At 35.6% G+C, this 25,932-nt stretch carries 20 protein-coding genes and 1 pseudogene; 8 read left to right on the top strand and 13 right to left on the bottom strand.

Features of this window, described 5'->3' with window-relative positions:
- Positions 1–84 precede the first annotated feature (84 nt).
- From QZ657_RS01915 to murA, 3 genes are all read left to right on the top strand, one after another.
- The gene (locus QZ657_RS01915; RefSeq protein ID WP_291964596.1) at positions 85–372 is read left to right on the top strand and encodes a DUF493 family protein; all 288 of its coding nucleotides are present in this window, start codon (positions 85–87) and stop codon (positions 370–372) included.
- Between the two features lie 81 nt (positions 373–453).
- Positions 454–1,110 (top strand): DUF4290 domain-containing protein, encoded by a 657-nt coding sequence (locus tag QZ657_RS01910; RefSeq protein WP_276473320.1) that lies wholly within the window; start codon positions 454–456, stop codon positions 1,108–1,110.
- Positions 1,111–1,126: 16 nt separating this feature from the next.
- A complete protein-coding gene (murA, locus tag QZ657_RS01905; protein WP_276473321.1) occupies positions 1,127–2,434 on the top strand; it encodes a UDP-N-acetylglucosamine 1-carboxyvinyltransferase in 1,308 nt (435 codons plus the stop codon).
- A gap of 632 nt (positions 2,435–3,066) precedes the next feature.
- Here murA and QZ657_RS01900 read toward each other — a convergent pair.
- Entirely contained in the window at positions 3,067–4,494 is a 1,428-nt protein-coding gene (locus QZ657_RS01900) for an amidohydrolase (RefSeq protein ID WP_291964595.1), read from the bottom strand.
- A gap of 260 nt (positions 4,495–4,754) precedes the next feature.
- Here QZ657_RS01900 and QZ657_RS01895 point away from each other — a divergent pair.
- A pseudogene (locus tag QZ657_RS01895) lies at positions 4,755–5,804 on the top strand (DUF6340 family protein).
- Between the two features lies 1 nt (position 5,805).
- On the opposite strand, the gene QZ657_RS01890 reads toward QZ657_RS01895, so the two are convergent.
- From QZ657_RS01890 to QZ657_RS01880, 3 genes are read right to left on the bottom strand one after another with little or no spacing between them, the layout of a single operon-like run.
- The gene (locus tag QZ657_RS01890; protein ID WP_291964593.1) at positions 5,806–7,116 is read right to left on the bottom strand and encodes a cryptochrome/photolyase family protein; all 1,311 of its coding nucleotides are present in this window, start codon (positions 7,114–7,116) and stop codon (positions 5,806–5,808) included.
- Positions 7,117–7,806, bottom strand: a complete 690-nt coding sequence (locus QZ657_RS01885; protein ID WP_291964591.1) for an SDR family NAD(P)-dependent oxidoreductase — start codon at positions 7,804–7,806, stop codon at positions 7,117–7,119.
- Positions 7,807–8,304, bottom strand: a complete 498-nt coding sequence (locus tag QZ657_RS01880; protein ID WP_291960384.1) for an SRPBCC family protein — start codon at positions 8,302–8,304, stop codon at positions 7,807–7,809.
- 169 nt (positions 8,305–8,473) lie between these two features.
- Between QZ657_RS01880 and QZ657_RS01875 the strand changes: the two genes are divergently transcribed.
- Together QZ657_RS01875 and QZ657_RS01870 are read left to right on the top strand one after the other, a co-directional pair.
- Complete coding sequence (locus QZ657_RS01875; RefSeq protein WP_291964589.1) at positions 8,474–9,682, top strand: hypothetical protein; 1,209 nt, start codon at positions 8,474–8,476, stop codon at positions 9,680–9,682.
- A gap of 75 nt (positions 9,683–9,757) precedes the next feature.
- Complete coding sequence (locus QZ657_RS01870; protein ID WP_291964587.1) at positions 9,758–10,603, top strand: DUF2911 domain-containing protein; 846 nt, start codon at positions 9,758–9,760, stop codon at positions 10,601–10,603.
- Between the two features lie 74 nt (positions 10,604–10,677).
- On the opposite strand, the gene galK is transcribed toward QZ657_RS01870, so the two are convergent.
- The 8 genes from galK to QZ657_RS01830 form a co-directional block, all read right to left on the bottom strand.
- The gene (gene galK, locus QZ657_RS01865) at positions 10,678–11,835 is read right to left on the bottom strand and encodes a galactokinase (protein WP_291964586.1); all 1,158 of its coding nucleotides are present in this window, start codon (positions 11,833–11,835) and stop codon (positions 10,678–10,680) included.
- Between the two features lie 19 nt (positions 11,836–11,854).
- Positions 11,855–13,591, bottom strand: a complete 1,737-nt coding sequence (locus QZ657_RS01860) for a sodium:solute symporter (protein WP_291964584.1) — start codon at positions 13,589–13,591, stop codon at positions 11,855–11,857.
- Positions 13,592–13,702: 111 nt separating this feature from the next.
- Positions 13,703–16,234 carry a PIG-L family deacetylase gene (locus QZ657_RS01855; protein ID WP_291964582.1) on the bottom strand — a complete coding sequence of 844 codons (2,532 nt, stop codon included), beginning with the start codon at positions 16,232–16,234 and terminating at the stop codon, positions 13,703–13,705.
- Between the two features lie 83 nt (positions 16,235–16,317).
- Positions 16,318–16,896, bottom strand: a complete 579-nt coding sequence (locus QZ657_RS01850) for a mechanosensitive ion channel domain-containing protein (protein WP_276473333.1) — start codon at positions 16,894–16,896, stop codon at positions 16,318–16,320.
- Between the two features lie 3 nt (positions 16,897–16,899).
- On the bottom strand, positions 16,900–17,847 hold the full coding sequence (locus QZ657_RS01845) for a septum formation inhibitor Maf (RefSeq protein ID WP_291964580.1): 948 nt from the start codon (positions 17,845–17,847) through the stop codon (positions 16,900–16,902).
- A 13-nt stretch (positions 17,848–17,860) separates the two neighbouring features.
- Entirely contained in the window at positions 17,861–18,457 is a 597-nt protein-coding gene (locus QZ657_RS01840) for a Maf family nucleotide pyrophosphatase (protein WP_291964578.1), read from the bottom strand.
- 3 nt (positions 18,458–18,460) lie between these two features.
- Complete coding sequence (locus tag QZ657_RS01835) at positions 18,461–18,988, bottom strand: KdsC family phosphatase (RefSeq protein ID WP_276473336.1); 528 nt, start codon at positions 18,986–18,988, stop codon at positions 18,461–18,463.
- Positions 18,972–19,736: a Rossmann-like and DUF2520 domain-containing protein gene (locus QZ657_RS01830; RefSeq protein WP_291960392.1), complete on the bottom strand. Its 765-nt coding sequence runs from the start codon at positions 19,734–19,736 to the stop codon at positions 18,972–18,974. Before QZ657_RS01830 ends, QZ657_RS01835 begins: the two co-directional genes overlap by 17 nt.
- A gap of 139 nt (positions 19,737–19,875) precedes the next feature.
- Here QZ657_RS01830 and ccsA point away from each other — a divergent pair, with 139 nt between their 5' ends.
- On the top strand, positions 19,876–23,055 hold the full coding sequence (ccsA, locus tag QZ657_RS01825) for a cytochrome c biogenesis protein (RefSeq protein ID WP_291964648.1): 3,180 nt from the start codon (positions 19,876–19,878) through the stop codon (positions 23,053–23,055).
- Positions 23,056–23,224: 169 nt separating this feature from the next.
- Here ccsA and QZ657_RS01820 read toward each other — a convergent pair whose 3' ends face one another.
- Complete coding sequence (locus QZ657_RS01820; protein ID WP_291964576.1) at positions 23,225–24,493, bottom strand: M14 family metallopeptidase; 1,269 nt, start codon at positions 24,491–24,493, stop codon at positions 23,225–23,227.
- A gap of 273 nt (positions 24,494–24,766) precedes the next feature.
- Between QZ657_RS01820 and QZ657_RS01815 the strand changes: the two genes are divergently transcribed.
- Positions 24,767–25,918, top strand: a complete 1,152-nt coding sequence (locus tag QZ657_RS01815) for a trans-sulfuration enzyme family protein (RefSeq protein WP_291964574.1) — start codon at positions 24,767–24,769, stop codon at positions 25,916–25,918.
- Positions 25,919–25,932: the final 14 nt, after the last annotated feature.

The raw sequence follows: 25,932 nt of genomic DNA, 5'->3' as shown, positions 1-25,932 counted from the left end.
CTTTATTTATAAAAGCAAAAGTACAATAATCGGCAGTATTAAAAAACTGGTACATTACACTTATCTTTGCATAAAATACTAGTGATGGACGAAAATAACCCAGAAGAATTTTATAAAAAATTACACGAACAATTATCGGAAACATCCAAATGGCCTTCGGACTATCTGTACAAGTTTATTGTGGAGACGGCATCTGATAAGATCGATAAAATAAATACTATTTTTGATAATACGGGAGCGGTCATCAATTTAAAGAAATCTAAAAACGGTAAATATACCAGTGTTTCTATAACAGTTAATTTGAAGAGTCCGGATGCTGTCATTGAAAAATATAAAGAAGTGGGTAAATTAGAGGGTGTAATATCCCTGTAAAATAGCATTTCATCTATAATTTTCTTAATTTGGCATCGTTATAAGAATACTTCTCAAACACATTAAGCTAAAATTTTCAATTTGCAATTAGTAGAAAACCTAGAATATAATACAGAGCGTGAGCATTTGATTATACCAGAGTATGGGCGTCATTTTCAAAAAATGGTGAACCATGCCATATCAATTGAAGATCGTGAAGAAAGAAATAAAGTAGCTCAGGCAATTATCAGCGTCATGGGAAATATACAGCCCCATTTGCGAGATGTGCCCGACTTTCAGCATAAACTGTGGGATCAGTTGTTCATCATGTCCGATTTTAAGTTGGATGTGGATTCCCCTTTTCCTATTACTTCAAAAGAGGTATTGCGAAAAAGACCCGATCCTTTAGAATATCCTCAAAATTTTCCGAAGTATCGTTTTTACGGTAACAACATTAAACGTATGATCGATGTTGCCGTAGAGTGGGAGAAAGGTGATAAGCGTTCTGGTCTAGAATATGCAATTGCCAATCATATGAAAAAATGTTACTTGAATTGGAATAAAGATGTAGTTGACGATAAAGCTATTTTTAAACATTTGTTCGAATTAAGTGACGGTCGCATAGATTTAGCCTCAGAAGGTGAAAGTTTAACGGATAGCGGACAGTTCCTTAAGAACAGAGTTGCAAAAACGCCTCGTTCAAATAATTCAGGAAAGAAAAATCAAAGAAATAATAACCGCGGTAAAAAACGCTATTAAATTTCCACTTCTCTAGATGGGGACATTCAAAATTGAAGGAGGGCACCAGTTATCTGGTGAAATTACACCTCAAGGAGCAAAGAATGAAGCACTTCAAATACTTTGCGCAGTACTACTTACAGACGAAAAAGTAACTATCAGCAACATTCCGGATATTGTTGATGTAAATAAGCTCATAGCTCTTTTGGAAGACCTAGGGGTAAAAATTCAAAAGAAGGGTAAAGGCTCTTATACTTTTAAGGCAGATGATATTAACCTGGACTATTTACAATCTGATCAATTTAAACAGGATGGTAGGGGCTTAAGGGGTTCCATCATGTTGGTAGGTCCATTATTGGCCCGTTTTGGTAAAGGATATATTCCCAAACCAGGTGGTGATAAAATTGGCCGTAGAAGATTAGATACCCATTTTGAAGGTTTTATAAAACTAGGTGCCAAATTCCGTTACAATCGTGAAGAATATTTCTACGGGGTAGAAGCGGATAAGCTGAAAGGAACTTACATGTTGTTAGATGAGGCTTCAGTTACCGGAACCGCAAATATTGTTATGGCAGCGGTACTGGCAGAAGGTCAAACAACAATATACAACGCGGCATGTGAACCATATTTACAACAGCTTTGCAAAATGTTAAATAGAATGGGCGCCAAAATATCTGGAGTCGGTTCTAATCTTTTGGTTATTGACGGTGTAGATAAACTAGGTGGTACAGATCATCGTATGTTACCGGATATGATTGAAATTGGTAGTTGGATCGGTTTGGCGGCTATGACCAAAAGTGAACTAACTATCAAAGATGTTAGTTGGGACGATTTAGGTCAGATACCAACCGTTTTCGGTAAGTTAGGTATTACCTTGGAAAGAAAAGGTGATGACATATATATACCTTCCCATACCGACGGATACGAAATACAAAATTACATTGACGGTTCTATTTTGACCATTGCGGATGCGCCTTGGCCAGGGTTAACACCTGACCTTTTAAGTATTATTTTGGTTGTTGCAACCCAATCTCGAGGTGAAGTTTTAATACATCAAAAAATGTTTGAGAGCCGCTTGTTTTTCGTAGATAAATTATTGGACATGGGAGCAAAGGTTATTCTTTGCGATCCGCATAGGGCTACAGTAATTGGTCATGATTTTCAGTCTACTTTAAAAGCGACTACAATGACATCACCAGATATTAGAGCGGGTGTTTCCTTATTGATTGCAGCTTTATCGGCAAAAGGGACCTCTACCATTCATAATATTGAACAGATAGATCGTGGTTATGAGAATATTGATGAAAGATTAAGGGCTATAGGAGCTAAAATTACAAGAGTGTAGTTTCTATATAGCAAGTAAGTATAAATATAAAACTCCATAATATGGTTCTTAACCAATTATGGAGTTTTAACTTTTTAATAGACTGCTCTATTGCTTTTTTTTAGATATGTTATCATGTAATGGCACAAAAATTAAGAAAGTTGAAATCCAAGCTAATAATACCATTATCAAGTATAAAAGACTAAGGTAACTTAGGTCTAGGTAAATCTGTATTGAGCTAACAACCAATTGGGTAGTCATTAATGGTATTACAACAATTGCTATCCGTTTGGTATAGATCGTATGCCATTTATGTAAATCTTCATGTTTGTAATAAGAAAAACTTGGATATATAATCAGCTGTACTATCCATATCAATACCAATAGACCGCTATCACAAATTAAACGTATGGTTTCTAGCATTTACTTTTTAATTAAGTTGCCATCTTACGATTTAGCGGATTTTCCATCTCCGCTTTACACGTTAGGTCTGTATGGCACCATGGGCAACCGCCAAATTTGGTCGTTTTAAAATTATTCTTGGCGTTTTGTAATTCTTGATTGGTATTTATTACAAACAAACCTTATTTGGCAGCAGTCTTTTTTATTAATTTATCTTATAATGCAAGGATTCTGGCTTCTGTGCTAATTTTTTATTCTCCATCCAATGGTGGAGGTCCGTCTATCATAGGTTCATAAACCTCGTCTCCTTTGCGGGTTTTAAACTCTTCTTTTACCTTGGTCACTAATTTAGGGTTTTGAAATAAATCTAGCATGGTCATACCCATTGCTTTAGAGGCATGGATCATTCCCTTATGGCCAATTGACATTCCTCCACAGGCTACTACTGCCCATGAATGCCAAGGTGTACCCGTGGGTGCAACTGAAACACTTAGATTAATATTTGGTACGTTCCAACTAACATCTCCTACATCTGTAGATCCCCCACCGGGGTTTTCTAGCGTTTCCCTTAACGGATGCACAGTACCGTCAAAACCAACTTCTGGTTTGCCGGTAGCTTTTTGAATCGCTTTTCCAAAAACAGTTTCTTCCTCTGTGTAAGTTATTGGACCTAATAATTCTAAATTGTTCTGCATTATTTCTCCACCAGAGCGGTTTACCAATGTTTCATAAATACCAGAAACCAAAGAAATTTTATAATCCACGTTTGCCATAATAGCAGCGCCTTCTGCCATAGCCTTTACACGCTCATATGTAGGCAACATTTTTGATCTTTTAGGGTCTCTTACTCTTACCCATAGCTTGGCATAATCTGGTACAACGTTTACCACTTGGCCACCGTCCTGTATATGATAATGAATTCTGGAACTTGGTAAAATATGCTCTCTGTAGTAGTTGATACCTGTAGTGTACAGTTCTAAAGCATCTGATGCGCTACGGCCGTTCCATGGGTCCATGGAGGCATGTGCGGCTTGCCCATAAAATTCAACCACAAAATCAATGAGAGACAGACCGCTTTGTACGTCTGCTTCTATTCCTGCGCCAGGGTGCCAGCTTATATTAACATCGACATCATCCCACAATCCGGCTTTTACCATCCATACTTTTGCAAAATACTTTTCTTCGGCAGGCGTACCCAAAAATTTTACTGTACCCTTAATCTTCCCTGTATCCATTAACTCTTTAATTGCAATTGCAGATCCTAAACTTGCCGTACCGAACATATTGTGTCCGCAACCATGACCTGCGGCTCCTTCTTTGAAAGGTTCTTTAATTGGCGATGCTTTTTGGGATATTCCCGGTAGGGCATCAAACTCACCTAAGATACTGATAACGGGACTTCCTGATCCATATGTTGCCGTGAATGCAGTAGGTATATCGGCTACACCTCGTGTAACGGTCATTCCGTTTTTTTCTGCGTAATCGGCTAAAATTCTTGAAGATTCATTTTCATCAAATGCAGTTTCGGCAAGTGCCCAAATAGAATCGCTGATTTTTATAAGTTCTTCTTTATGCTTTTCTACAGAAGAGATTATAAGATTTTTGTCCTTACTCATTTTTTGGGAAAAGACCGATGCACTAATGCAAATGCATAGCACCATTAAAATTGTTTTTTTCATCATAGTAGTTTTGGTTATTCTAACTTCAATTCTGACCATTGGTACAAAACCTATTAAAGCCTTAGTAAATATACCAAATAAAATGTCGTAATTGATCAAGTTCTAAGAGCTCCCAATATGTGTATATGGCAGTTTCTGATCTTTTCATTTCTATTTTGTCAATTTAAATATTTATCTAACCTATAGTCATTAATTATATAATTTACAGTCATAAAATTCGTTATTAATCAAACTCTTGGTTTTTAAAAAAATATCGAATTATGAATCGTAATGCTTTTAAATTGTTTTTGTTCACGGTATTATTTTCGGTTATCGCGTGTAGCTCTACCAACAGAATGACCATGGGTATTACGCAGCCTGCTCAAATTTCTATACCAAATGATCTTGTTAACGTAGGAATCGTTAATAGAAGTAGTGCTTCTGAAAACAATAAGATATTGGATGATATTGACAAGATTTTGTCTTTAGAAGGACTTGATTTAGATAAAGAAGGCGCTAAAAATGCTGTTTCTGGACTTAAATATGAATTGGAAAGGGGCAACAGATTTACTACTGTTAAAGTTATTGAGAATCAAAAAGATATAGAAAAAGGGTTAAGTGTTTTTCCTGCTGAGATTTCTTAGGATGTCGTGGATCGTATTTGTAATGAAAATGGTGTTGACATATTATTTTCTTTAGAATATTATGATACCGATTCTTCTGCGAACTATGAACTGACGACGGTTACAATACCAAACAATTTAGGAATTGAAGCTAATGTTCCTGGTCATAGAATTGAGCTTAATACAGCTATTAAAAATGGATGGAGAATATACGATCCTGCCAATAGAAGGGTTTTAGACAAGTATGTATCTAACAACAATCTTTTTTCAGTGGGCGAAGGTGTTAATCCTATAAAGGCATTTGAAGCTGTAGTAGGTAGAAAAGAGGCAGTATTAAGTTCTAGTACTAAGTTAGGTGCCAATTACGCATTGAATACTAGACCCGAAAAAATAAGGATTGCTAGAAATTATTTTATTAGGGGTAGTGAAAATTTAGAAATTGCAGATAGACGTGCAAAAGCTGGTGATTGGGAGGGCGCCGCGGAATTGTGGAATGCAGATTTAACCAATACCAAAAATAAAATTGCCGGTAGGGCATATTACAATATGGCTATTAGCAACGAAATTAACGGTGAATTAAATAAGGCCACAGAATATGCTTCTAAAGCATATACAGATTATGAAAATAAGGATGCATTACGTTATATCAACATTCTAAAACGAAGAGTAGTTGATCAACAAGAATTAAACAGACAGTTAGCAAAGTAGTTTAGCTAACTGCTGCCTTATATGTTTCTAAACATCTCTCTCTGGCCATTTTATGGTCTACCATTTTTTCCACATACCTATCCGTGCCATATTCCGGTATCCATTCCTTAATGTATTTTTTACTTTTATCAAACTTGTCTACTTGGGTCATAGGATTAAATATTCTAAAATATGGGGCGGCATCAACACCGCTACCTGCGGCCCATTGCCAGTTTCCAACATTGGAGCTTAATTCATAATCCAATAATTTCTCGGCAAAATAAGTTTCTCCCCAGCGCCAATCAATGAGTAGATGCTTGCAAAGAAAGCTTGCTACCAACATACGAACCCTATTGTGCATGTATCCTGTTTCATTTAACTGGCGCATACCTGCATCTACCAAGAGATAACCGGTTTCCCCATTTTTCCATTTTTCAAATTCTTCCACATTATTTCTCCACTCTATGCGGTCGTATTTTGACCGGAAAGCATTGTCTACGGTATGGGGAAAGTGAAAAAGAATACTCATAAAAAATTCTCGCCATATCAATTCGCTCCAAAATACCTTATTATCTTCGGCGATAGCCTTTTTCATCATTTTACGAACAGACACGGTACCAAATCTTAAATGAGGGCCTAAACGAGATGTTCCGTTCTCTTTTGCAGGAAAATTTCTCGTGTCTTCATAATTATCAATTAGGGTAGGAGTAACATCATAATCAGGAACTTCTATTTTTGACTTTTCAAAGCCAATATCACTTAGTGATAGATTTGGTAAGCGCGAATTTTTTATCAGGTTAGATAAATATTGATTGGTATAATGAATCTTTAAATCCTCATCCTCATTAAACTGTTCCTGCCATTTATTTTTATATGGAGTGTAAACTACATAAGGTTCCCCATCTCCCTTTACAATTTCAGACTTTTCAAAAATTACTTGATCTTTAAATGTTTTAAAGGAAATATCTTTTTTGGATAAAAAAGAAGCTATTGATTCATCGCGCTCTTTTGCATAAGGTTCGTAATCTCTATTCGTATAAATGGACTTTACGTTATACTCCTCTGTTATTTTTTTAATTACATCTAAAGGTTCGCCATAAAACATTGCCAATGAGCTTTCGTTCTGTTCTTGTAGCTGATTTCGCATATGCTGTAATGTCTCATATATGAACGTAAGCCTTGCATCGTCTTTTGGTAATTTGGAAAGAATTTTTTTGTCAAAAATGAAAATAGGCAATACGGGATGATCTCCTTTCAAAGCTTCAAGAAAACCAACATTATCGTCCAATCTTAAATCCCTTCTAAACCAAAAAATAGATACTTTTTTTGACATTTAATTAATGTTTAAAGTTGATAATCCCCCATCCACGCCAATTACCTGCCCTGTCATCCAAGTGCTTTTATCGCCTAGAAGGAAAATAGCTGCATTTGCAATATCTTCTGCATTACCTACTCTTTTTAAGGGGTGGCGCTCATTCATCATCTCTCGTTTTTTATCATTGTTCAAAAGTCTTTTAGCCAAAGGCGTGTCTACCAAAGAAGGTGCTACGACATTGATTCTAAGCTTAGGTGCATATTCCGCCGCCAATGATTTAGCAAAACCCTCAATTGCTCCTTTAGCTGCTGAAACACTTGTATGAAAGGGCATACCGGTACCTACTGCAATAGTACTGAAAAATACCATACTTGCGCCGTCGTTCATTTTTGAAATGATTTCTTTAACCACTCTTACCATAGAAAAGAAATTTAATTCCATATCTGTTTGTATGGTATCTAAAGACATCATTTTAAATGGTTTAAGATTTATGCTTCCAGGGCAATACACAAATCCGTCTAATTTTTCCGGTAAGACCGATATATCCAAAACGTCCGTAGTAACATCAAATGGTATATGCGTAATATTTTTGTGCTGTAGGTCTTCTACCGTACGTGATGCTACAAATAATTTATGGGTTTCTTGTAATTCTTTAACTATTGATAGTCCAATACCATGAGAACCACCGATCAATAATATATTTTTCATTTAAAATGATTTTAGTTGTAGTTGATTTGGAATGGAGTCTACCACACCAAATAATTCTTTTAATTTTTGCTCTCGGAATTTAAAAATTTCCGTCAATTGTTTTTTTACAATTAATGGATGCGCTATTTGTCCCAATATTCCGAAGGGGATTTTGTAATCTATAATATCTTCCATTTCAACACCTTCCTCAATTTCTTTTATAAAGTGTTTATGGTGCCACAATGCGTAAGGACCAAACCTTTGTTCATCTACAAAATAATTTCCATGATCTACATGTGTAATTTCCGTTACCCATTTAGTAGTATACCCTGGAAATGGTGATACTTTATACTGAATAATTTGACCAGGAAACATTTCTCTATCCGCACCATCAAGTATATTAAAACCCATGTGTTCCGGGGTTATTACTTTTAAATTTGCTGGGTCCGATAAAAATTTCCAAGCAACTTCTTTGGTAATCGGCAATGCTTGTTTAGAATGTAATTGATATAACTTCATAAATGCGATGTTGAAAGTTTTGACAAATTTATGTCTAACTTAATTCAAAAATAGTTAAACAAATTTAATAATGCTTTTTTAAAAGTTTAAAAATTAACTTTATCGATTAAATTGTATTCAGGTCTTTTAAATACAGTTCATTAATATTATTCTAGTTTACTTTGTAACTATGAAATTCTTTGTTCAACAATTGATTGTAATTCTTGTTTTCTTGTCTACAGCTTCATTAGCTGCACAAGAGAACCTGCAAACAGTAGGGGAACTGCCCAATGAGGTATTTGAAACATCTGGATTATTATATTTTAACTGTAATTTAATTACGCACAATGATTCCGGTAACGAAGCCATACTTTTTGAATTGGATACATTAACATTATCCGTTCAAAGAAGAGTTGTTGTCAATAATGTGACCAATGTTGATTGGGAAGCATTATCGCAAGATGAAGATTTTATCTATATAGGTGATTTTGGTAATAATGTGGGTTCAAGAACCAATTTAGCTGTTCATATAATCTCAAAACAAGATTATTTAAGTTCAAATACCGTATCTGCCACCACGATAAACTTTTCTTACGAAGATCAACAAGATTTTGAAAACAATGGAAATAGTGATTGGGATGCAGAAGCATTTTTTATTGTTGACGATAAGGTAGTTGTTTTGACAAAGCAATGGCAATCATTAGGATCGGTTGCTTATGAGTTTTCAAAATTTCCTGGAACTTATATGGCACGTAGAATAGGTGATATTGATGATGTTGGTTTAGTGACCGATGCTACTTTCAATGCTGAGACCAATAGATTGGTAGTACTTGGGTATTCATCTATATTGAGCCCATTCATAGGTATTGTAGAAAATTTAGACTTTAATGATGTCTTTGAAGGATACAAACAACAAGATTTAGGTTTGAATTTTATTCAAGCGGAAGGGCTGACACAGAGCGAAACAGGTAATTATTTTTTTTCTTCGGAGTATTATACCAGGCAAACCCCAACTATTGAATCACCTTCACGATTGTTTTCTTTTCAGATACCGGTCACAGGGCCAGAAGAACCGGTAAATCCTGAAAGTCCCGAAAATTCTGAAGAAGAAGAAAATACAGATGAACCGGATGATTCTTTATTACCTGAAAATATGGGTCAAGATGGTGAACTGATCATATATAGGGATAATTCTTCTAGCCAATATTATTACTCCATTGCCACGGATAAAACAGTTTATGGGCAAGCAATCTACGATTTGTCGGGTAAAGAGGTTTGGCAAAATACCGGCGAAATAGATAAGAGTGGAATAATATCTCATCAATTAGAAACTTCAATTTATTATTTAGCCATGTTTTTGGAAGATGGTGTAGTGACCACTTCTTTTGTTGTTTATTAGTATTTAAGAAATTGTTAACAGTTCTAACTCTCCTTTATAATTAGTTTTGCCATATAACTAATTAGTAAAAAAATCATGAACAAAGTAGTACTCTTTTTATTGGCAATTGTTGCTTCCTTAACTGTTGAGGCACAAATAAATACACCTGCTCCTAGTCCAGCGGCAAAAATTATGCAGACTGTAGGTTTGACAGAGGTAAGTATTGACTATTCTAGACCTTCTATGAGAGGTAGAAAGATTTTTGGCGACCTAGTGCCTTTTGATAAATTATGGAGAACAGGAGCTAATGGATATACTTTGGTAACTTTTGACTCTGATGTAACAATAGGAGGAAAAGAGGTAAAAGCAGGTACATATTCTATATTCACTAAGCCAGGAGCTTCTAATTGGGAAGTATTTGTGTATACTGATACCGTTGGTGGTGGTACACCTAGTAACTGGGAAGATAACAAGGTCGTTGCACAGTTAACTGTGCCGGTCTACAAAATGGAAATGCCGGTTGAAACTTTTACGATTACTATTGACGATGTAAAAAGTAATGGTGCAAATATTGGTATCATTTGGGAAGATACTTATGTAGCTATTCCTTTTACAGTTGATACGGACACTACTGTAATGAGCAGTATCGATAAAGCTTTAAACGGTCCATCGGCTGGTGATTATTACGCTGCTGCCGTGTACTATTCAAGTGAGGGTAAAGACATCAACAAAGCTAAAGAATGGATGAATAAAGCTATGTCCATGACAGAAAAGCCGGCATTTTGGCAGCTAAGACAACAGTCTTTGATTTTAGCAAAAGCGGGCGATAAAAAAGGTGCTATTGAAGTAGCTAAAAAATCATTGGCGGGTGCTACTGCGGCCGGTAACAATGATTATATAAAAATGAACAATGATTCTATAAAAGAATGGAGTTCTAAATAAATTACAATTTGTAAAATTAAAAAGTCCGTGTTGAAGAACACGGACTTTTTTTTATACTATAATCTTTGCATTTTTTATTCAAAGACTTTTACACCGTCATCAATTGCTAAATGGTAATATTCCGCATCAATATTCGTTTGATTCTTATACTGTTCTAGCATAGATTTTATATTAAAATCTAAATTTTCTGTTTTCATGAGGTTAATGGTGCAACCACCAAATCCGCCTCCCATCATTCTAGAACCTAAGACCCCTTCTAGGTTTTCACCAATTTTTACCAAGGCATCCAGTTCAGCGGTAGTAATCTCATATTGTTTAGACATTGCCCAATGCCCTTCTTTTAGTACATCACCAACAGCATAAGCATTACCTTCCGTTAGTACGTGCATCATTTTGAGAACCCTGTTATTTTCTTCAATTACATATTTGGCTCGTTGCGCATCTATGCTGCTAACGTCATTTTTAACGGTAACTAAATCTTGTAAGGTTACATCTCTTAAAGATGTTATTTCCGGTCTGTTCTTTTGAACTTCTTTTACAATGTTTTCGCAAGAAACGCGCCTTTTGTTATATTCAGAATCAACGGCCAAATTATGCTTAATATTAGAATTCACCAGTACCCAACTGTAGCCATTTAAATTAATAGGAATATAACTATGGCTTAAATCTTTACAATCTAAGAAGAAGGCATTTCCTTTTTTGCCGAAGAGCACGGCATATTGATCCATTAATCCGCAATTAAGGCCAATTTTATGTTCTGCCTCTTGTGCTATTAAAGCAATATCCTCTCTTGAAATCTCTTTGTCCGATACTTTGGTAATTGCGTAAATAAATCCGCAACAGAGTGCAGCAGAGGAGGAGAGGCCGGATCCAATAGGTATATCTCCACCAAAAACACAATCCATTCCTTTTAATGGGTATTTTTTTGCAATAAGTATTTCTATAATTGCTTTAAAATAGTTTCCCCAAAAAGATGTGAACTTTTCATGTTCGCCACTTAATTGAAAAACTATTTTTTCTGGTTGGGTTAAAAAAGTTTCAATTTGAATATTATCATTGTTATTGCCCGATACAGCAAAATAAATCCCTTTTTCAATAGATGCCGGTAATACCAACCCTTGGTTGTAATCTGTATGTTCACCAATTAAATTAATACGTCCGGGAGCTTTTATAAGTATGGGCTGGCTGTTGTAATTTTCCGTAAAATAGGATTTAATTTCTTTATGTATCATTAATAGTTTTGTGTTATTCTTAGTGGGTTGTCAATGGTTTTTTTAACATACGGTCAAAAGCTTCAAATATAAATGATATGAAAATGACCAAGGCTGCACCAAAAAAGTTAAGCCATAGGTATCCTAACTTCTCTTGACCAGAAGGGTAGATGTGAATTAAGTAATAATAAATAATACAAATGATTACCTGCGTAACCACAGCTGCGAAAAAAACAGCATTTCCCTTTATGAACTTAAAGAAAAAAGCAATTAGGAATATACCCAGTACATTGCCGTAGAAGATACTGCCTATAATATTTACTAACTGTATTAGATTATCAAATAGATTGGCCACACAAGCAATTAATATGGCAATAATCCCCCAAATCAACGTAAATACCTTGGACGCCTTAACATAATGTTCTTCGGACAGGTTTTCTGTTTTTCTATTTCTTTTATATAAATCCAATGCTGTTATAGTACCCAGTGCATTAAGCTCAGATGCTGTCGATGACATTGCCGCAGATAATATTACCGCCAACAATAACCCGACAAGCCCTGTGGGTAAGTTGTGAAGTATGAAGTGTATGAAAACGTAATCTTTGTCATTGGTCTCAACAGTATCGTTAGCCTGTTTGATCAAAGATTTAGCGGCAATACGGTTGGTGCTGTCCTTTTTATTTATTCGTATAATCTGTTTTTTTGCTTCTTCTACAGCTGTAAATTCTTTTATCTCCAAAGCCGCCGAGAATTTATTTTGAGCAATTCTTTTCTCCGCTTCCAGTGAAATTTGTCCTTCTTGTAACAATTTGTAGTCATCTGCATAATTGGACTCCATTACGGCTTGTGTAGCAGAGGGGTTAAAGTTTAGTGGTGACGGATTGTACTGATAAAACACGAATACCATAACACCTACCAAGAGTATAAAAAATTGCATGGGAATTTTAAGTACTGCGTTGAAAATAAGCCCCAATTGACTTTCTCTTATAGATTTACCTGATAGATAGCGTTGTACCTGACTCTGGTCAGTACCAAAATATGCCAAGAACAAGAATAGGCCACCAGTAATTCCGCTCCAAAAGGTATATCGGCTAGAGGTGTCCAGGTCAAAGTTCAATATTTCTAGCTTGTTACTGGCGCCTGCAATTTTCATTGATTTACTAAAGGTAATGTCCGAAGGTAGATAGCCTAGTATAAAAAAGAATGTAATGAACATACCGGTCATAATAATGAACATCTGCTGTTTTTGGGTTACGCTAACAGCCTTTGTACCACCTGAAACAGTATATATAATCACCAAGGTGCCAATTATTATGTTTAAGGTTCGTAAATCCCAACCCAGCACAGCGGATAGTATAATGGAGGGTGCAAAAATTGTGATACCCGCAGCCAATCCTCTTTGTATCAGAAATAAAATAGCGGCTAATGAACGAGTTTTAAGGTCAAACCTGCCTTCTAAAAATTCATAGGCGGTATATACCTTCATTTTATGGTATAACGGAATAAACACCATACAAATGATAATCATGGCCAATGGAAGTCCAAAGTAGAACTGCACAAAACCCATACCGTCATGAAATGCCTGGCCGGGAGTGGATAAAAAGGTAATTGCACTGGCCTGCGTAGCCATAACCGATAAGCCGATCGTCCACCATTTAGAATCATTACCGCCACGAACGTAATCATCTACGTTTTTACTTCCTTTGGTTTTCCAAACTCCATAGGCTACTATAAAGAGAAGTGTACCGGCAAGAATAATCCAATCTAATCCTTCCATGTTAATTAAATGAAGTCATTACGTAATAGAAGACTAGAACATATATGAGATTAAGCAATAAAACTATGCTATACTCTTTTTTCCAAGTTCTATTTTCATCCCGATTTTTACTCATCCTTTAATTTTGGCTTTCGTTTCAACTTTATCTTTTCCTACGGATAACATATTGGAGAATAGCTTATATGCTCCTGGAACACCTGCTGGCAATTCCCTAAAAAAGCTGAGTCCGGTATAAATATAGTTTCCCTTTCCATACGGGGCAATTAAAAGACTACCTTTTGTGGATTCTTCTCCTTCATCCTGCATTTCTAAAATAGGGGTGAATTCTTCGCTCCATTTATTGGGAAAATACAAACCGCGTTCCTGAACCCAGCCGTTAAAATCACTCTCCTTAATTTCATTTGGAAATTGTACGAGTGAATTATCCCTTGAAATAATTTTTACATCAGAGTTTTCATCGGTAACACGGTCCCTGGATATTTCTAACTCATATGGCGCTATATTTTCAAATTGAGCGCCCCATCTACTTGCCGTATTATATTGTACGACTACATTACCACCGTTTTTTACATAATCTAGGATAAATTTTTGCTTAAATTTAAGTTCCTCAACTACGTTATAGGCGCGTATACCTAAAACGATTGCATCGTACTTTTGTAAAGATTCTCTTGTAATTGTCGCAGGGTCTATTAATTGAACGTTATAACCTATTTGCTCTAAACTAGTAGGTACGGCATCCCCTGCACCCATAATGTAGCCAATATTTTCTCCTGCTTTTTCTATATTTAATCGTACTACCTTAGCTTCTGCAGGTAACAATACGGTTTGTGTTGGCACGTGATCGTACGCTATCGTTATAAGTTCTTTGCTTATCTCTTTCCCGTTCAATTTAATGATAGGGGAGATGTAACTTTCATTTTCTGTAGCAGGCGGACTTAGAATAAAGTTAACCGTTTGTTCGTCACCTTTTTTAGCGATAGAGAACGTTTGCGATGTTTGGTCTACTTGCCAACCTGTACCATATTTTAATTCTACGGTTCCTGAAACATTGTCCTTATGAGCTTTAATGGTAACTGGTATTCTCTTTTGAGATTCATTTGCAAATATTAAGACTTTGTCTGCAAAACTTGCAGTTGCTTCTGGGATGACTTCAAACGGCTGATAAATCTCACCTTTATCGGGTTTTGCATACTTATATACAACAGGTTTTGAAACAGGAAATGCTACTCCGTTTATAATCAAATTAAATATTGCGTTGAACGCCCTGGGGGTTTCTGGTTTCCCTATTAAATTAGTATTCTCTACGGTATAGGTGCCCAATGTTCCTTTTTCCATTAACCAATAAGGACTCGTAAAATTTGTGGAGTCCGGAACGAAAAAATCAATTTCTTTAGAGAACATTTCATTATTGTTCAAAGCTATACTTTCAATGTTGGTGCTCTGCTTGTTTATTAGAACGGATTTTAGCTCAACGTTAATGTTACTTCTATTAAGTGCCTGTATTTCTACGGTAACTTGCTCTCCAGGATTGGTGTAGCCCGTTTTGGTATAAGCCTCTAAGTGAAATCCTGATATCGCGGAAATAATGTCTGTTAATTCGGCAATTTTCAATTCCTTCCAATGCTCGTTTGAAATATTCTGTAGTAATTGATAGGCTTTAAGTAAATTGGGCAAGTGTACCGTAGGATCCTTAAAATTGAAGTTTTCTTCTATAGCATATAGGATATCCCCAATTTCTTTACCGCCTTCAATTCTAGACCATGTTGTATCAATACCATCAAAAAGATTGGTTTTGTCTTTTGGCAAATCGCCCTTTAATAATTCTATATATTCATCTTCAGAGCCTCTTGAGCTTAACCTTCCAAATCCTTGGCACAAATGTTGGCTGCTGGCCAATGAGGAAATTTCATTATTAGACTTACCTAGAATAGGATAGTAGGTGCCTACATCCATATGAAGCAGATTCGTTTTGTCCGCCGCTTTAAATTTTTCTTGGCTACCGTAGAACCACCAAGAAGTATTAAAGAATAATCTTTTTGGTTGCCAGGTACTTGTTGAAGATAATTGCTGGGCATATGCATTTGGATTATTGGCAAGATCAAAGGCTTCATAACTCAGCATGGCAGACGAAGTATGATGCCCATGTGTGGTACCAGGGGTTCTGTGGTCAAATCTATTAATGATGACGTCTGGTTTAAACTTGCGTATGGTCCTTACGACATCGCCAAGAATGGCTTCCTTGTCCCAAATTTTAAGAGTTTCAATAGGCTGTTTGGAATACCCGAAGTCATTTGCACGACTAAAAAACTGCTCGCCACCATCAACACTTCTTGCCGCCAATAATTCTTGGGTTCTTAATACTCCTAACAGTTCACGTAATTCAGGTCCAATTAAATTTTGGCCCCCATCACCTCTGGTTAAAGAAAGGTAAGCGGTTCTAGCCTTTACATTATTAGCTAAATATGCAATTAAACGGGTGTTTTCATCATCTGGGTGAGCTGCAATATAAAGTGCCGTGCCCAAGAAATTTAATTTTTCAATAGAATGGTAAATGTCAGTTGTAGAACTATTTTTATTGCTTTGGGCTTGGAGGGTGTTAAGTATAAAAAGACTACAGGTTAAAAAACCTAATATATATCGCATTTCAAGTTGGTTTTTGGTAGTAGTTTCAAATATAACAAGATTACCAGCTATGCAAACTTGTTTTTACAACTTCTTTAACAAAATCATATGATCTGCTCTTCCTCTTCTTCCATATTCAAAAATTCTCCCTGTTGATAGGTAGAAATAAGAATTACACCTTTTTGAAGTACAAGGTTATTAGGGTATGTTAAAATTTCACCATTGCTTCTTCTTAGGTGTAAGTGAAATGCTCTAATGTCCTCTATAACAAATTGATCTAAATCTGTATTGTTGGGGTCAAGTAATTCTTTATCTAAAATACGAATAGTGTTACCTATTTTAAATGGAAATGAAAAGAATAAAATAACACCCGCGGTTATATTGCTTAAAATTGACCATTGCGCAAAAAGTGCCACACCAATTACAGCAAATACAGACGATAACATAACACCCAGGTCTTGATAATTTACACTCCAGACCAATGTTAATGCTACTATTGCTATAATGGTTAGTGCAATGTTTATGAACTTAATGATCAAATTGGTTCGAACAGGGTTAAAATCACTGATTTTACTGACTTTTTTAACCGCGGTCGTAAACAGGAATTTTAAGACCAAGATAACCAATAGGATAATGAGACTATATATCAGCTCATTGTAATGTTCATTAATAAACTCTTTCATATGCTATAACCCTAAACTATCACGCAAAGATAAATCCTTATTCGATTTCTGCTGCCAATAGGGTGTTGTAATCCTGTTAATTCTTGTTGCTTTTGAAGTTAATTTCTTTTTGTTATTTCCAAATCCGTCATAAAAAGTATCCGTCCAACTTTCTATTAAGTACGGAAACTCGTTTTGAAAATTGATTTTTAAAGTACGTTCTAATTTTGGATAAGTGATTTCATAGGTGCTTATGCCGTTAACCGTTGATAACGAGGTAAATGCTTTGTACGCCCTAAATTCTTTATGGGTAAGTCGTATAAATTCTAAAGAGGGTATTATTGAAATTTCCCCAATTGGTAGATCAGAAGGGTTGATCCTGACTTTGTTCCATATCTCGTTTTCAAGTGTCGCTTTATCTAAATGATACTGTTGGTCACCTTCAGATTCAAAATAAGAATGACTCATAATTTCAAAATCATCTTTATTGTTCAACTGTGCGTAAACATGACCACACCATTCTTGAGATGAAAAAGATAATTTAAGAGCATGTTGATTATCATGTACTGGATAAAAACTGCTTGTCATTATAGAGTAGGGGTAAATGCCTGTGATATAGTTTTTAGTAGAATTAAGTTTTAAAACAGGAATATTACTTTTGTTGTTATTATCAGCTTTTACCTGTGCATCTGGCAAAAAAGGTTCGGTAACATAGATCATCACAGCTGTACCTTCTCTCATTTCACCATATCTAGCTTGTTCTAGTTTATATGAGGTGATTTCTGCGGTACCATTATACCAATAATCTTTAAATTCTTGGGAAAGCTGTTTTTTTGGGATTATTGCCGCAGTGTCCATGTTGGCCATTGCCAAAACGTTACTATTGGTATCGGGTTTATCCTTGCAGCTGGTTACTAATAGAACTAGTGATAAAATGCTGTAAAATGCCGTATTTAATCTTAATAGTTTCATACTTCAATGGGTTTTAAAATTGTTCTGTCACCAATTGGGCCAATGTTGTATAGACCAGCTGTGTGGGTAAGCCAACAACGTTGGTATAGGAGCCCTTAATTTCTTCTATACCAATAAGCCCGATCCATTCTTGAATGCCGTATGCACCAGCTTTATCATATGGTCTATATTCTTTTATATAATGACGAATTTCTTCTTCTGATAAACTTTTGAACTTAACTTCAGTAATTGAATGTTGTACAATTTGTCGTTCAGTTGTGGTGAAACATACAGATGAAATTACTTGATGCCAATCTCCCGATAGCTTTTTGAGCATTTCTTCAGCTTCTGCGCTATCTTCTGCTTTTGCCAAAGATTCGTTATTATGCCAAACTACCGTATCTGAGGTAATTAAAATATCTTTTGATTGTAATTCGGGTAAAAATACATCTGCCTTTAATTTTGCCAGGTAATCTGATATTTCTGCTCCTTTTAATTCAGCTGGATAGATTTCATCCACAGATTTAATCCTAACCTCAAAATCTAGCTCCATTTCCTTAAAGAATTGATGTCTTCTTGGAGAGCCAGATGCTAATATTAAATGGTAATCCTCTAATCTGTTCTTCAACATTTGTTAATCGTTTGCGGCACTAAAGTGGCTGGTCCAATCTCCACGAACCTTTAAAACTTGTTCAATAACGTCCCTTACACAGCCATTGCCTCCATTAATGTGAGAGATGTACTGGCTTACACTTTTTACTTCGGCTACTGCGTTTTGTGGACATGTAGCTAAAGCTACTGCTTTCATTGGCGGAATATCTGGTATGTCGTCGCCCATATACAATATGTTCTCTGGTTCAATATGATTAATACCTATATATTCTTCTAAGGCATCCATCTTGTAATGTGCACCCATGTATATATCCGTAACGCCAAGGGCTTTTAACCTAATACGAACACCTTCATTAGTTCCTCCTGTTATAATGCATACATTATATCCTTTTTTTAGGGCAACTTTTAAGGCATAACCGTCCTTAACGTTCATTTTGCGTAACAATTCTCCTTCGCTGGTAACTAAAAGACTTCCGTCTGTAAAAACCCCATCAACATCAAAAATAAATGTGGTGATGTCTTTTAAATACTCTTTATAACTCTTTTCCATGTTTTTCTTTTATTGCGTTGCTTAAAAGGGTATACAATTCCCTTTGGTGTTTGTCTTTTATAATTTGTAAATGATGGTGTAATGTTTTTTGGTCTCCGCGTTTAGCAGGTCCCGTTTGTGCTTGTAAAGGCGTTAGCGTTTGTAATTTTGCAGCTGTTTCATTTATTAATGGCTTTAATAAGGAGAAATCAATATTATGTTCTGCACAAATGTCAGACCCAATGGTATACATATAATTGGTGAAATTATTAACGAATACCGCCGCTACATGTAATGTTTTTCGTTGTTCAGAATCTATTTCAACGACATTGTTACTAAGGAAATTACCTAGTTTTGTTAATGTCTCTAGATCTTTTTTATCGGTTGCTTCTATGCATATAGGAATATCATCAAATGAAATAATTTTACCTTTTGTAAAAGTTTGTAAAGGGTAAAATATACCTATTTTTTTTACAGAATTTAAAGCTGTAAGTGGGGTTGCACCAGAGGTATGTACCAAGAGTGTGTCTATATTCTTAAAGTATTCCGCAACACTACCAATAGCATCATCAGATATGGCAAGTATATATACATCTGCGTTAATTTCATGTGTAAATTCTGTACTTATGAGCGCTTTGTTCCGTACAAATGCTAAATGTTCTCTATTTCTGCCAATTACCTGTTTTACGGTTACATTTGCAGACTTTTGGAATGCATAAAATAGATTCTGGGCTACATTGCCGGTACCAACTATCACTACTGATATCATGTTAACAAAAGTACGAAGTTTATAGAAGTCTTGTTGTGTTAAAATTAACAGTTTCAATGAAGTTTAAAAGGTGTAAAAGGTATTCGTAAATGATGAAAAGACCTTATTTTTGCATCTTGAAAATCAACTCCTTTCTTCCATGACGGAAATGTTCAAAAAAATATTCTTTTCTACACGTTTAATGTCCATCTTATTTATCGTATTCGCCACTGCAATGGCCTTCGGTACCTTTATTGAAAGCTGGTACAGTACGGAAACAGCACGAATTTGGATTTATAACGCCTGGTGGTTTGAAGTAATCATGGTATTTTTTGTAATTAATTTTTTAGGGAATATTTCTAGGTATCGTCTATTAAGGTTGGAAAAATGGCCGGTATTGGTCCTGCATTTATCTTGGGTATTGATTATTGTAGGAGCATTCGTTACACGTTACATCAGTTTTGAAGGGATGATGCCCATTCGTGAAGGTAAGACTGAAAACGTATTTTATTCCGATAAAACGTATTTGACCGTTTATGTAGATGGCGAAATAGATGGTGAAGCTAGAAGAAAGATTTTAGAAGATGATTTGATCGTTACTCCCGAAGCTATAAAATCTAACCTTCCTTGGAAAACCGATTTCAATGGTGAAAACTTTGAAATATCTTATGTTGAATTTATTAAGGGTGCAAAACAAGGACTTTTGCCAGATGCCAATGGGACAAAATTTTTAAAAATCGTTGAAGCTGGTGATGGCGAGCGTCATGATCATTATCTGGAAGATGGTAAGGTGGCTAGTATACATAACGTGCTTTTTGCATTGAACAATAAAACAGACGGAGCCATCAATATAATGACTAAAGATTCCGTTTACCAAATCTATGCACCTTTTGATGGTAACTTTATGCGTATGGCGGATCAATTTCAGGGACTTTTGGTGAAAGATAGTTTGCAACCTTTACAACTTCGTTCTCTTTACAATACTGCCGGTATGCAGTTTGTAATTCCAGATTCTGTAACACAAGGCTCTTATGGTATTGTGGAAATACCGGATGCGGAGAAAACGAAAATAGATCAAGATGCCATTGTTTTTGATGTTACCGCCAATGGTGAAACAAAGCAGATAAAGTTATTAGGTAACAAAGGACCTTCTGATTTTAGTGAAAAAGTAAACGTTGGCGGCCTCAATTTTTCTATTCGTTATGGCTCAAAAGTTCATGAATTGCCTTTTGGTATTAAATTGAACGATTTTATTGCCGAAAAATATCCTGGAACGGAGAAAGGGTATTCATCATACATGAGTAAGGTAACTGTTGAAGATGAGCGTCCTTTTGATTATGACATTTTTATGAACCATGTTTTGGACCATCAGGGATATCGCTTTTTTCAATCGAGCTTTGATCCAGATGAAAAAGGGACAACGTTGTCCGTAAATCATGATTTTTGGGGAACCTGGATCACCTATATTGGTTATTTTCTTTTGTATATTGGTTTAATGGGCATAATGTTTTTTGGAAAAACACGCTTTAAAGATTTGGCGGATTCTTTGGATAAACTAAAAGTAAAGAAGAAAAAAATGTTTGGGGTTATAGCCGTTTTAATGGCATTCTCATTTTCGTCTTTTGCGCAAGACCAGCATTCACCAGAAGAAGGTCATCAAGAAGCACCTTCTAAAGCACAGATAGATTCTTTGCTAGAAGTTAGCATGGTCAGTAAGGAGCATGCAGATAAGTTTGGCAAGTTAGTGATACAGGATGAAGGTGGGCGTATGAAGCCAATTAATACATTTTCATCTGAACTTCTTCGTAAACTGAGCCTAAAAGATTCTTATTTAGGATATACCTCTGATCAAATATTGTTATCAATGATGATGAATCCGGCGGTTTGGTACAATACCGAATTTATTGCCTTGGATAAGAAATCACAAAATGATAGTATTAGAAAAATTATAGGTATACCTTCTGGTCAGCAATACGTTAAGGCAACTGATTTCTTTGATAAAAAAGGACAGTACAAATTAGAACCTTTTTTAAGAGAAGCTACAGCTACCAATAATCCGAATAAATTTCAACAAGATTTTAAAGATGCCAATATTCGTTTGAGTTTACTGAATCAGGCTTTAGGACAGGACATTGTTAAGATATTTCCGCTATTGGATGATGAAAATAACAAATGGATATCAGCAGTAGAATATAGAGGAGGTCAGTACGAAATAAGAGATTCGCTATATTCTAATTTTGTAAAAAATGCGATGCCTTATTATTTAATGACACTAGGGAAGGCGCAACAAAGCGGAGACTATACCGCTGCAGATAAGTTGTTGGCTGCTTTTCATCAAAATCAAATTAATCATGGTAGTGAAGTTTTACCATCGCAACAGAAAGTTGATCTTGAAGTGATCTATAATAAATTGAACATTTTCAATAGGTTGTATCGTTTTTATGCGCTTGTTGGTTTGTTGATGTTCTTCACGTTAATATTCCAAATTTTCAAAGATCGTTCTGTATGGCGGGTGGCAATATATTTCTTTAAAGGAACAATTATGCTGCTATTTTTATGGCATACTGCAGGTCTTGTCATGCGTTGGTATATTTCTGGTCACGCACCTTGGAGTAACGCCTATGAAAGTATTCTATATGTAGCTTGGGCAACTATGGGTATTGGTTGGGCCTTAGGGCGTAAAAGTGATATGACATTTGCGGCGTCTGCATTTGTTACTTCTATGCTATTGTGGATAGCGCATCAAAGTTGGATAGATCCATCTATTGCCAACCTACAGCCGGTTCTGGACAGTTATTGGTTAATGATCCACGTTGCCGTTATTGTAGGTAGTTATGGACCATTGACCGTAGGCATGATCCTAGGTTTGGTTTCATTGATTTTGATGATACTGACGACCAATAAAAATAAAGCTAGAATGACAATCAATATTAAGGAATTGACCATAATTAACGAATTGGCATTGACTACAGGGCTGGTTATGCTAACCATTGGTAACTTTCTAGGTGGTCAATGGGCCAATGAAAGTTGGGGGCGTTATTGGGGTTGGGATCCAAAAGAAACTTGGGCCTTAATTTCAATTATGATATATGCTTTTGTAATACATACCAGATTGGTGCCAGGTCTAAGGGGTAAATGGACTTTTAATTTTATGAGTGTGGTTGCCTTTGGTAGTATTATGATGACTTATTTTGGAGTTAACTTTTATTTAGTGGGACTTCATAGTTACGCTAGTGGTGCACAGGTTATTACGCCAACATTCATATATTATTTAGTTGCAGGAGTTTTAGTGCTGGGCGGAATAAGCTTTTGGAGATATAAAGTTCATTATAGTAAATAGAAATTTTAAATATATAAAAGCCTCATGAAAATCTCCATGAGGCTTTTTTGTTTTTAGTTTCGCTCTTATTTTATTGGCATCGCCAAAGGGTATAATAGCCAGAGGCTTGTATCGAATTTAAAAGTTTGTCTTTTTTGAATGCCTCATGGGCTTACCTTAAAGTGTTTTACTAATTGCTATTTAACAAATCCATTAATTCTTCTGCTGCTACCTTTCCTTTTTCTTTTAAAAAATCCCTAGGGGTATTATCGCCTAATTCAAAAACTATGACCGGCATGTTATGGTTAACAAAAAAGTAATTTCTAGATACCATCGTTGGTTTTATTTCTGTTGATGGTTTTACATTGGTATGCTTTTGCGGTAATCTTTTGGTAATATTGTTGATCCAGTCAAATACAATTTTACCTTTGTCTCCTGTTATTGTTGTGTCTATAGGATAGTAGATATCATCCCAAGTGGAATGAAAATCTGCACCGAACACAAATTCGTATCCCTCAGATTCCTTTTTTATAAGAAAGTCCCTAACACTTTTTGTTTCAGGTTGATTAAAATCTTGCCAATCTCTGTTCAAATCAATTCCGCCCATGTTGTGTCTCCAATGCCCATTATCCACACCATCAGGATTCATTAAGGGAACAACAAATAGTTCATAGTTTTCTCTAAACTTTTTGGCTTTTGGTGAATCTCCGCTCAGCGTTTCAATAAATGATTTCATGGCAAGAAATCCGGTAACCTCTGGCGGGTGTTGTCTAGAAATGACCATAACGGCTTTTTTATGCACTCCAGTACCTACTTGCATTAAATTCATTGCTCGTTGTTCTTTGCTTTTGCCAATTTCGTAGGTTGAAATAAAATCTTTGGTAACTAAGGAATCGATCCATTTTTTTACCCTTGTAGAACCATATAGTTCTTGGGCAGTGATGAATGTAGGTACTGTGCTGATATTTATTTTAATTTCTATCATCTCCGGTACAGCTTTAATTCCAAAATTACCCGTTCCTTTGTTTATTCCTGTAAAATTTGCGCTGTCCAAGGGAATAAAATTTATACCGTCAGTACTGATTTTAGGGTAGTATCTACTTCTGGAATCTTGATAAGTCATTTTTAGGGTAATTGTCTTTGGGGTATTGGACCATACCTTAAAAGCGTACCAAGGACTTACATTAACAGGTGTATTTTCAGCGGTAATTAAAGCGGTATAGTGATTGTTGCCGTTATAAGTAATACCGTTTAATCTACCACTTTCAAAATCATTACTAAAGAATACAGTTTCATTTTCAAAACTCCAAATACCCTTCCATTGTTTTTGCACAGGTTTGGATAAGGTAGATACAATGGCACTTTTACCTTGACCTTGATAACCTTGAACCGTGGGTTTTTGGTTTTTGCATGCGACTATGGTTATAGCTAGTAAGGCTATATAAAACATCTTTTTCATGATTCAATGATTTTTTGGTTCAATGCTGTGTAGTTTGTCTTATAAATCTATTAACTAATAATGAAAGAATGCTGCCTTCAAGAACAAATTTCATGAAGTATTCCATATTTCTTAATTCATGTAAACATTTTTTAAAATATTCGCGAGAATGAATTCTTTTTACAATCGTACTTAATATAATATTCATAAGCTATATTAGAAGGCATCCATAAAATTCTATTGCGGCTGTTTACATTCTAATTCCTTACCTTTATTTTCTTTAATTATTAGCAAATGAATTCGAATAAAAAAGGCTTAAACACCATTTGTACCCACGTAGGTGAATTGGAAGATAAACAACATAAAGGAGCTGTGTCTCCATTATATATGAGTACGTCTTACGCTTATGAAGATGTTGATGTAAAACGTTACCCAAGATATTTTAATACGCCTAACCAGGAGGGACTTTGTAAAAAAGTGGCAGCTTTAGAGCATGCAGAATCTGCTCTTATTTTTGGTAGTGGCATGGCGGCTGTAAGTACTGCTTTATTAGCATTTTTAAATGCAGGGGACCATGTGGTCTTGCAACAGACTTTATATGGTGGAACATATAATTTGGTGAACGAAGAGTTTTCAAAATATGGTATACACTATTCCTTTACGGAAGGTTGGCATGCAGATGCTTTTGAAGCTCAAATTAAAGAGAATACAAAGGTAATTTATATAGAAACGCCCTCTAACCCGTTATTGACAATTACAGATTTAGAAGCTGTTGCTGCTATAGCTAAAAAGCATGGTATTATTACTTTAATAGATAATACATTCGCAAGTCCGGTAAATCAAAACCCTATAGATTTTGGTATTGATGTGGTCATACATAGCGCTACAAAATATATGGGTGGTCATTCGGATATTTGTGCAGGTGCAGTTGCATCTACCGCTGAAAATATAGAGCGTATTTTTCACTTGGCTAAAAATTTTGGCGGTAGTCTTAGTGACTATACGGTTTGGTTATTAGAGAGAAGTATGAAAACCATGGGTATTCGTGTTAGGGCCCAAAATGAGAATGCCTTGGAAATGGCCTACTTTCTTGATGAGTTAACAGATATTGAGAAAGTTTATTATCCAGGTTTACCTACACATCCTGAATATGATTTGGCTAAAAAACAAATGAAAGGATTTGGAGGAATGTTGTCTTTTGAATTGAAAGAAAATTTAGATTCTTCAAAGTTTCAAAAGGTCTTGAATTTGATAAAACCATCTATGAGCCTTGCTGGTGTTGAGAGTACTGTTATATCGCCTACCCAGACATCGCACGCGTTAATGAGCGCAGAGGTAAGGGCCGAACAAGGTATTGCTGACGGATTAATTCGTTTTTCCGTAGGAATTGAAGAAGCAGAAGATTTAAAAGAGGATATTTTACAGGCTATTGCCCAAATAAAATAAGGTAAATATATAGA

The organism is Maribacter sp. (assembly GCA_020629415.1).
In the GTDB taxonomy this organism is placed as follows: domain Bacteria; phylum Bacteroidota; class Bacteroidia; order Flavobacteriales; family Flavobacteriaceae; genus Maribacter; species Maribacter huludaoensis.
The sequence above is the reverse complement of the archived record's forward strand: the minus strand, read 5'-3'. Positions and strand labels throughout refer to the sequence as shown.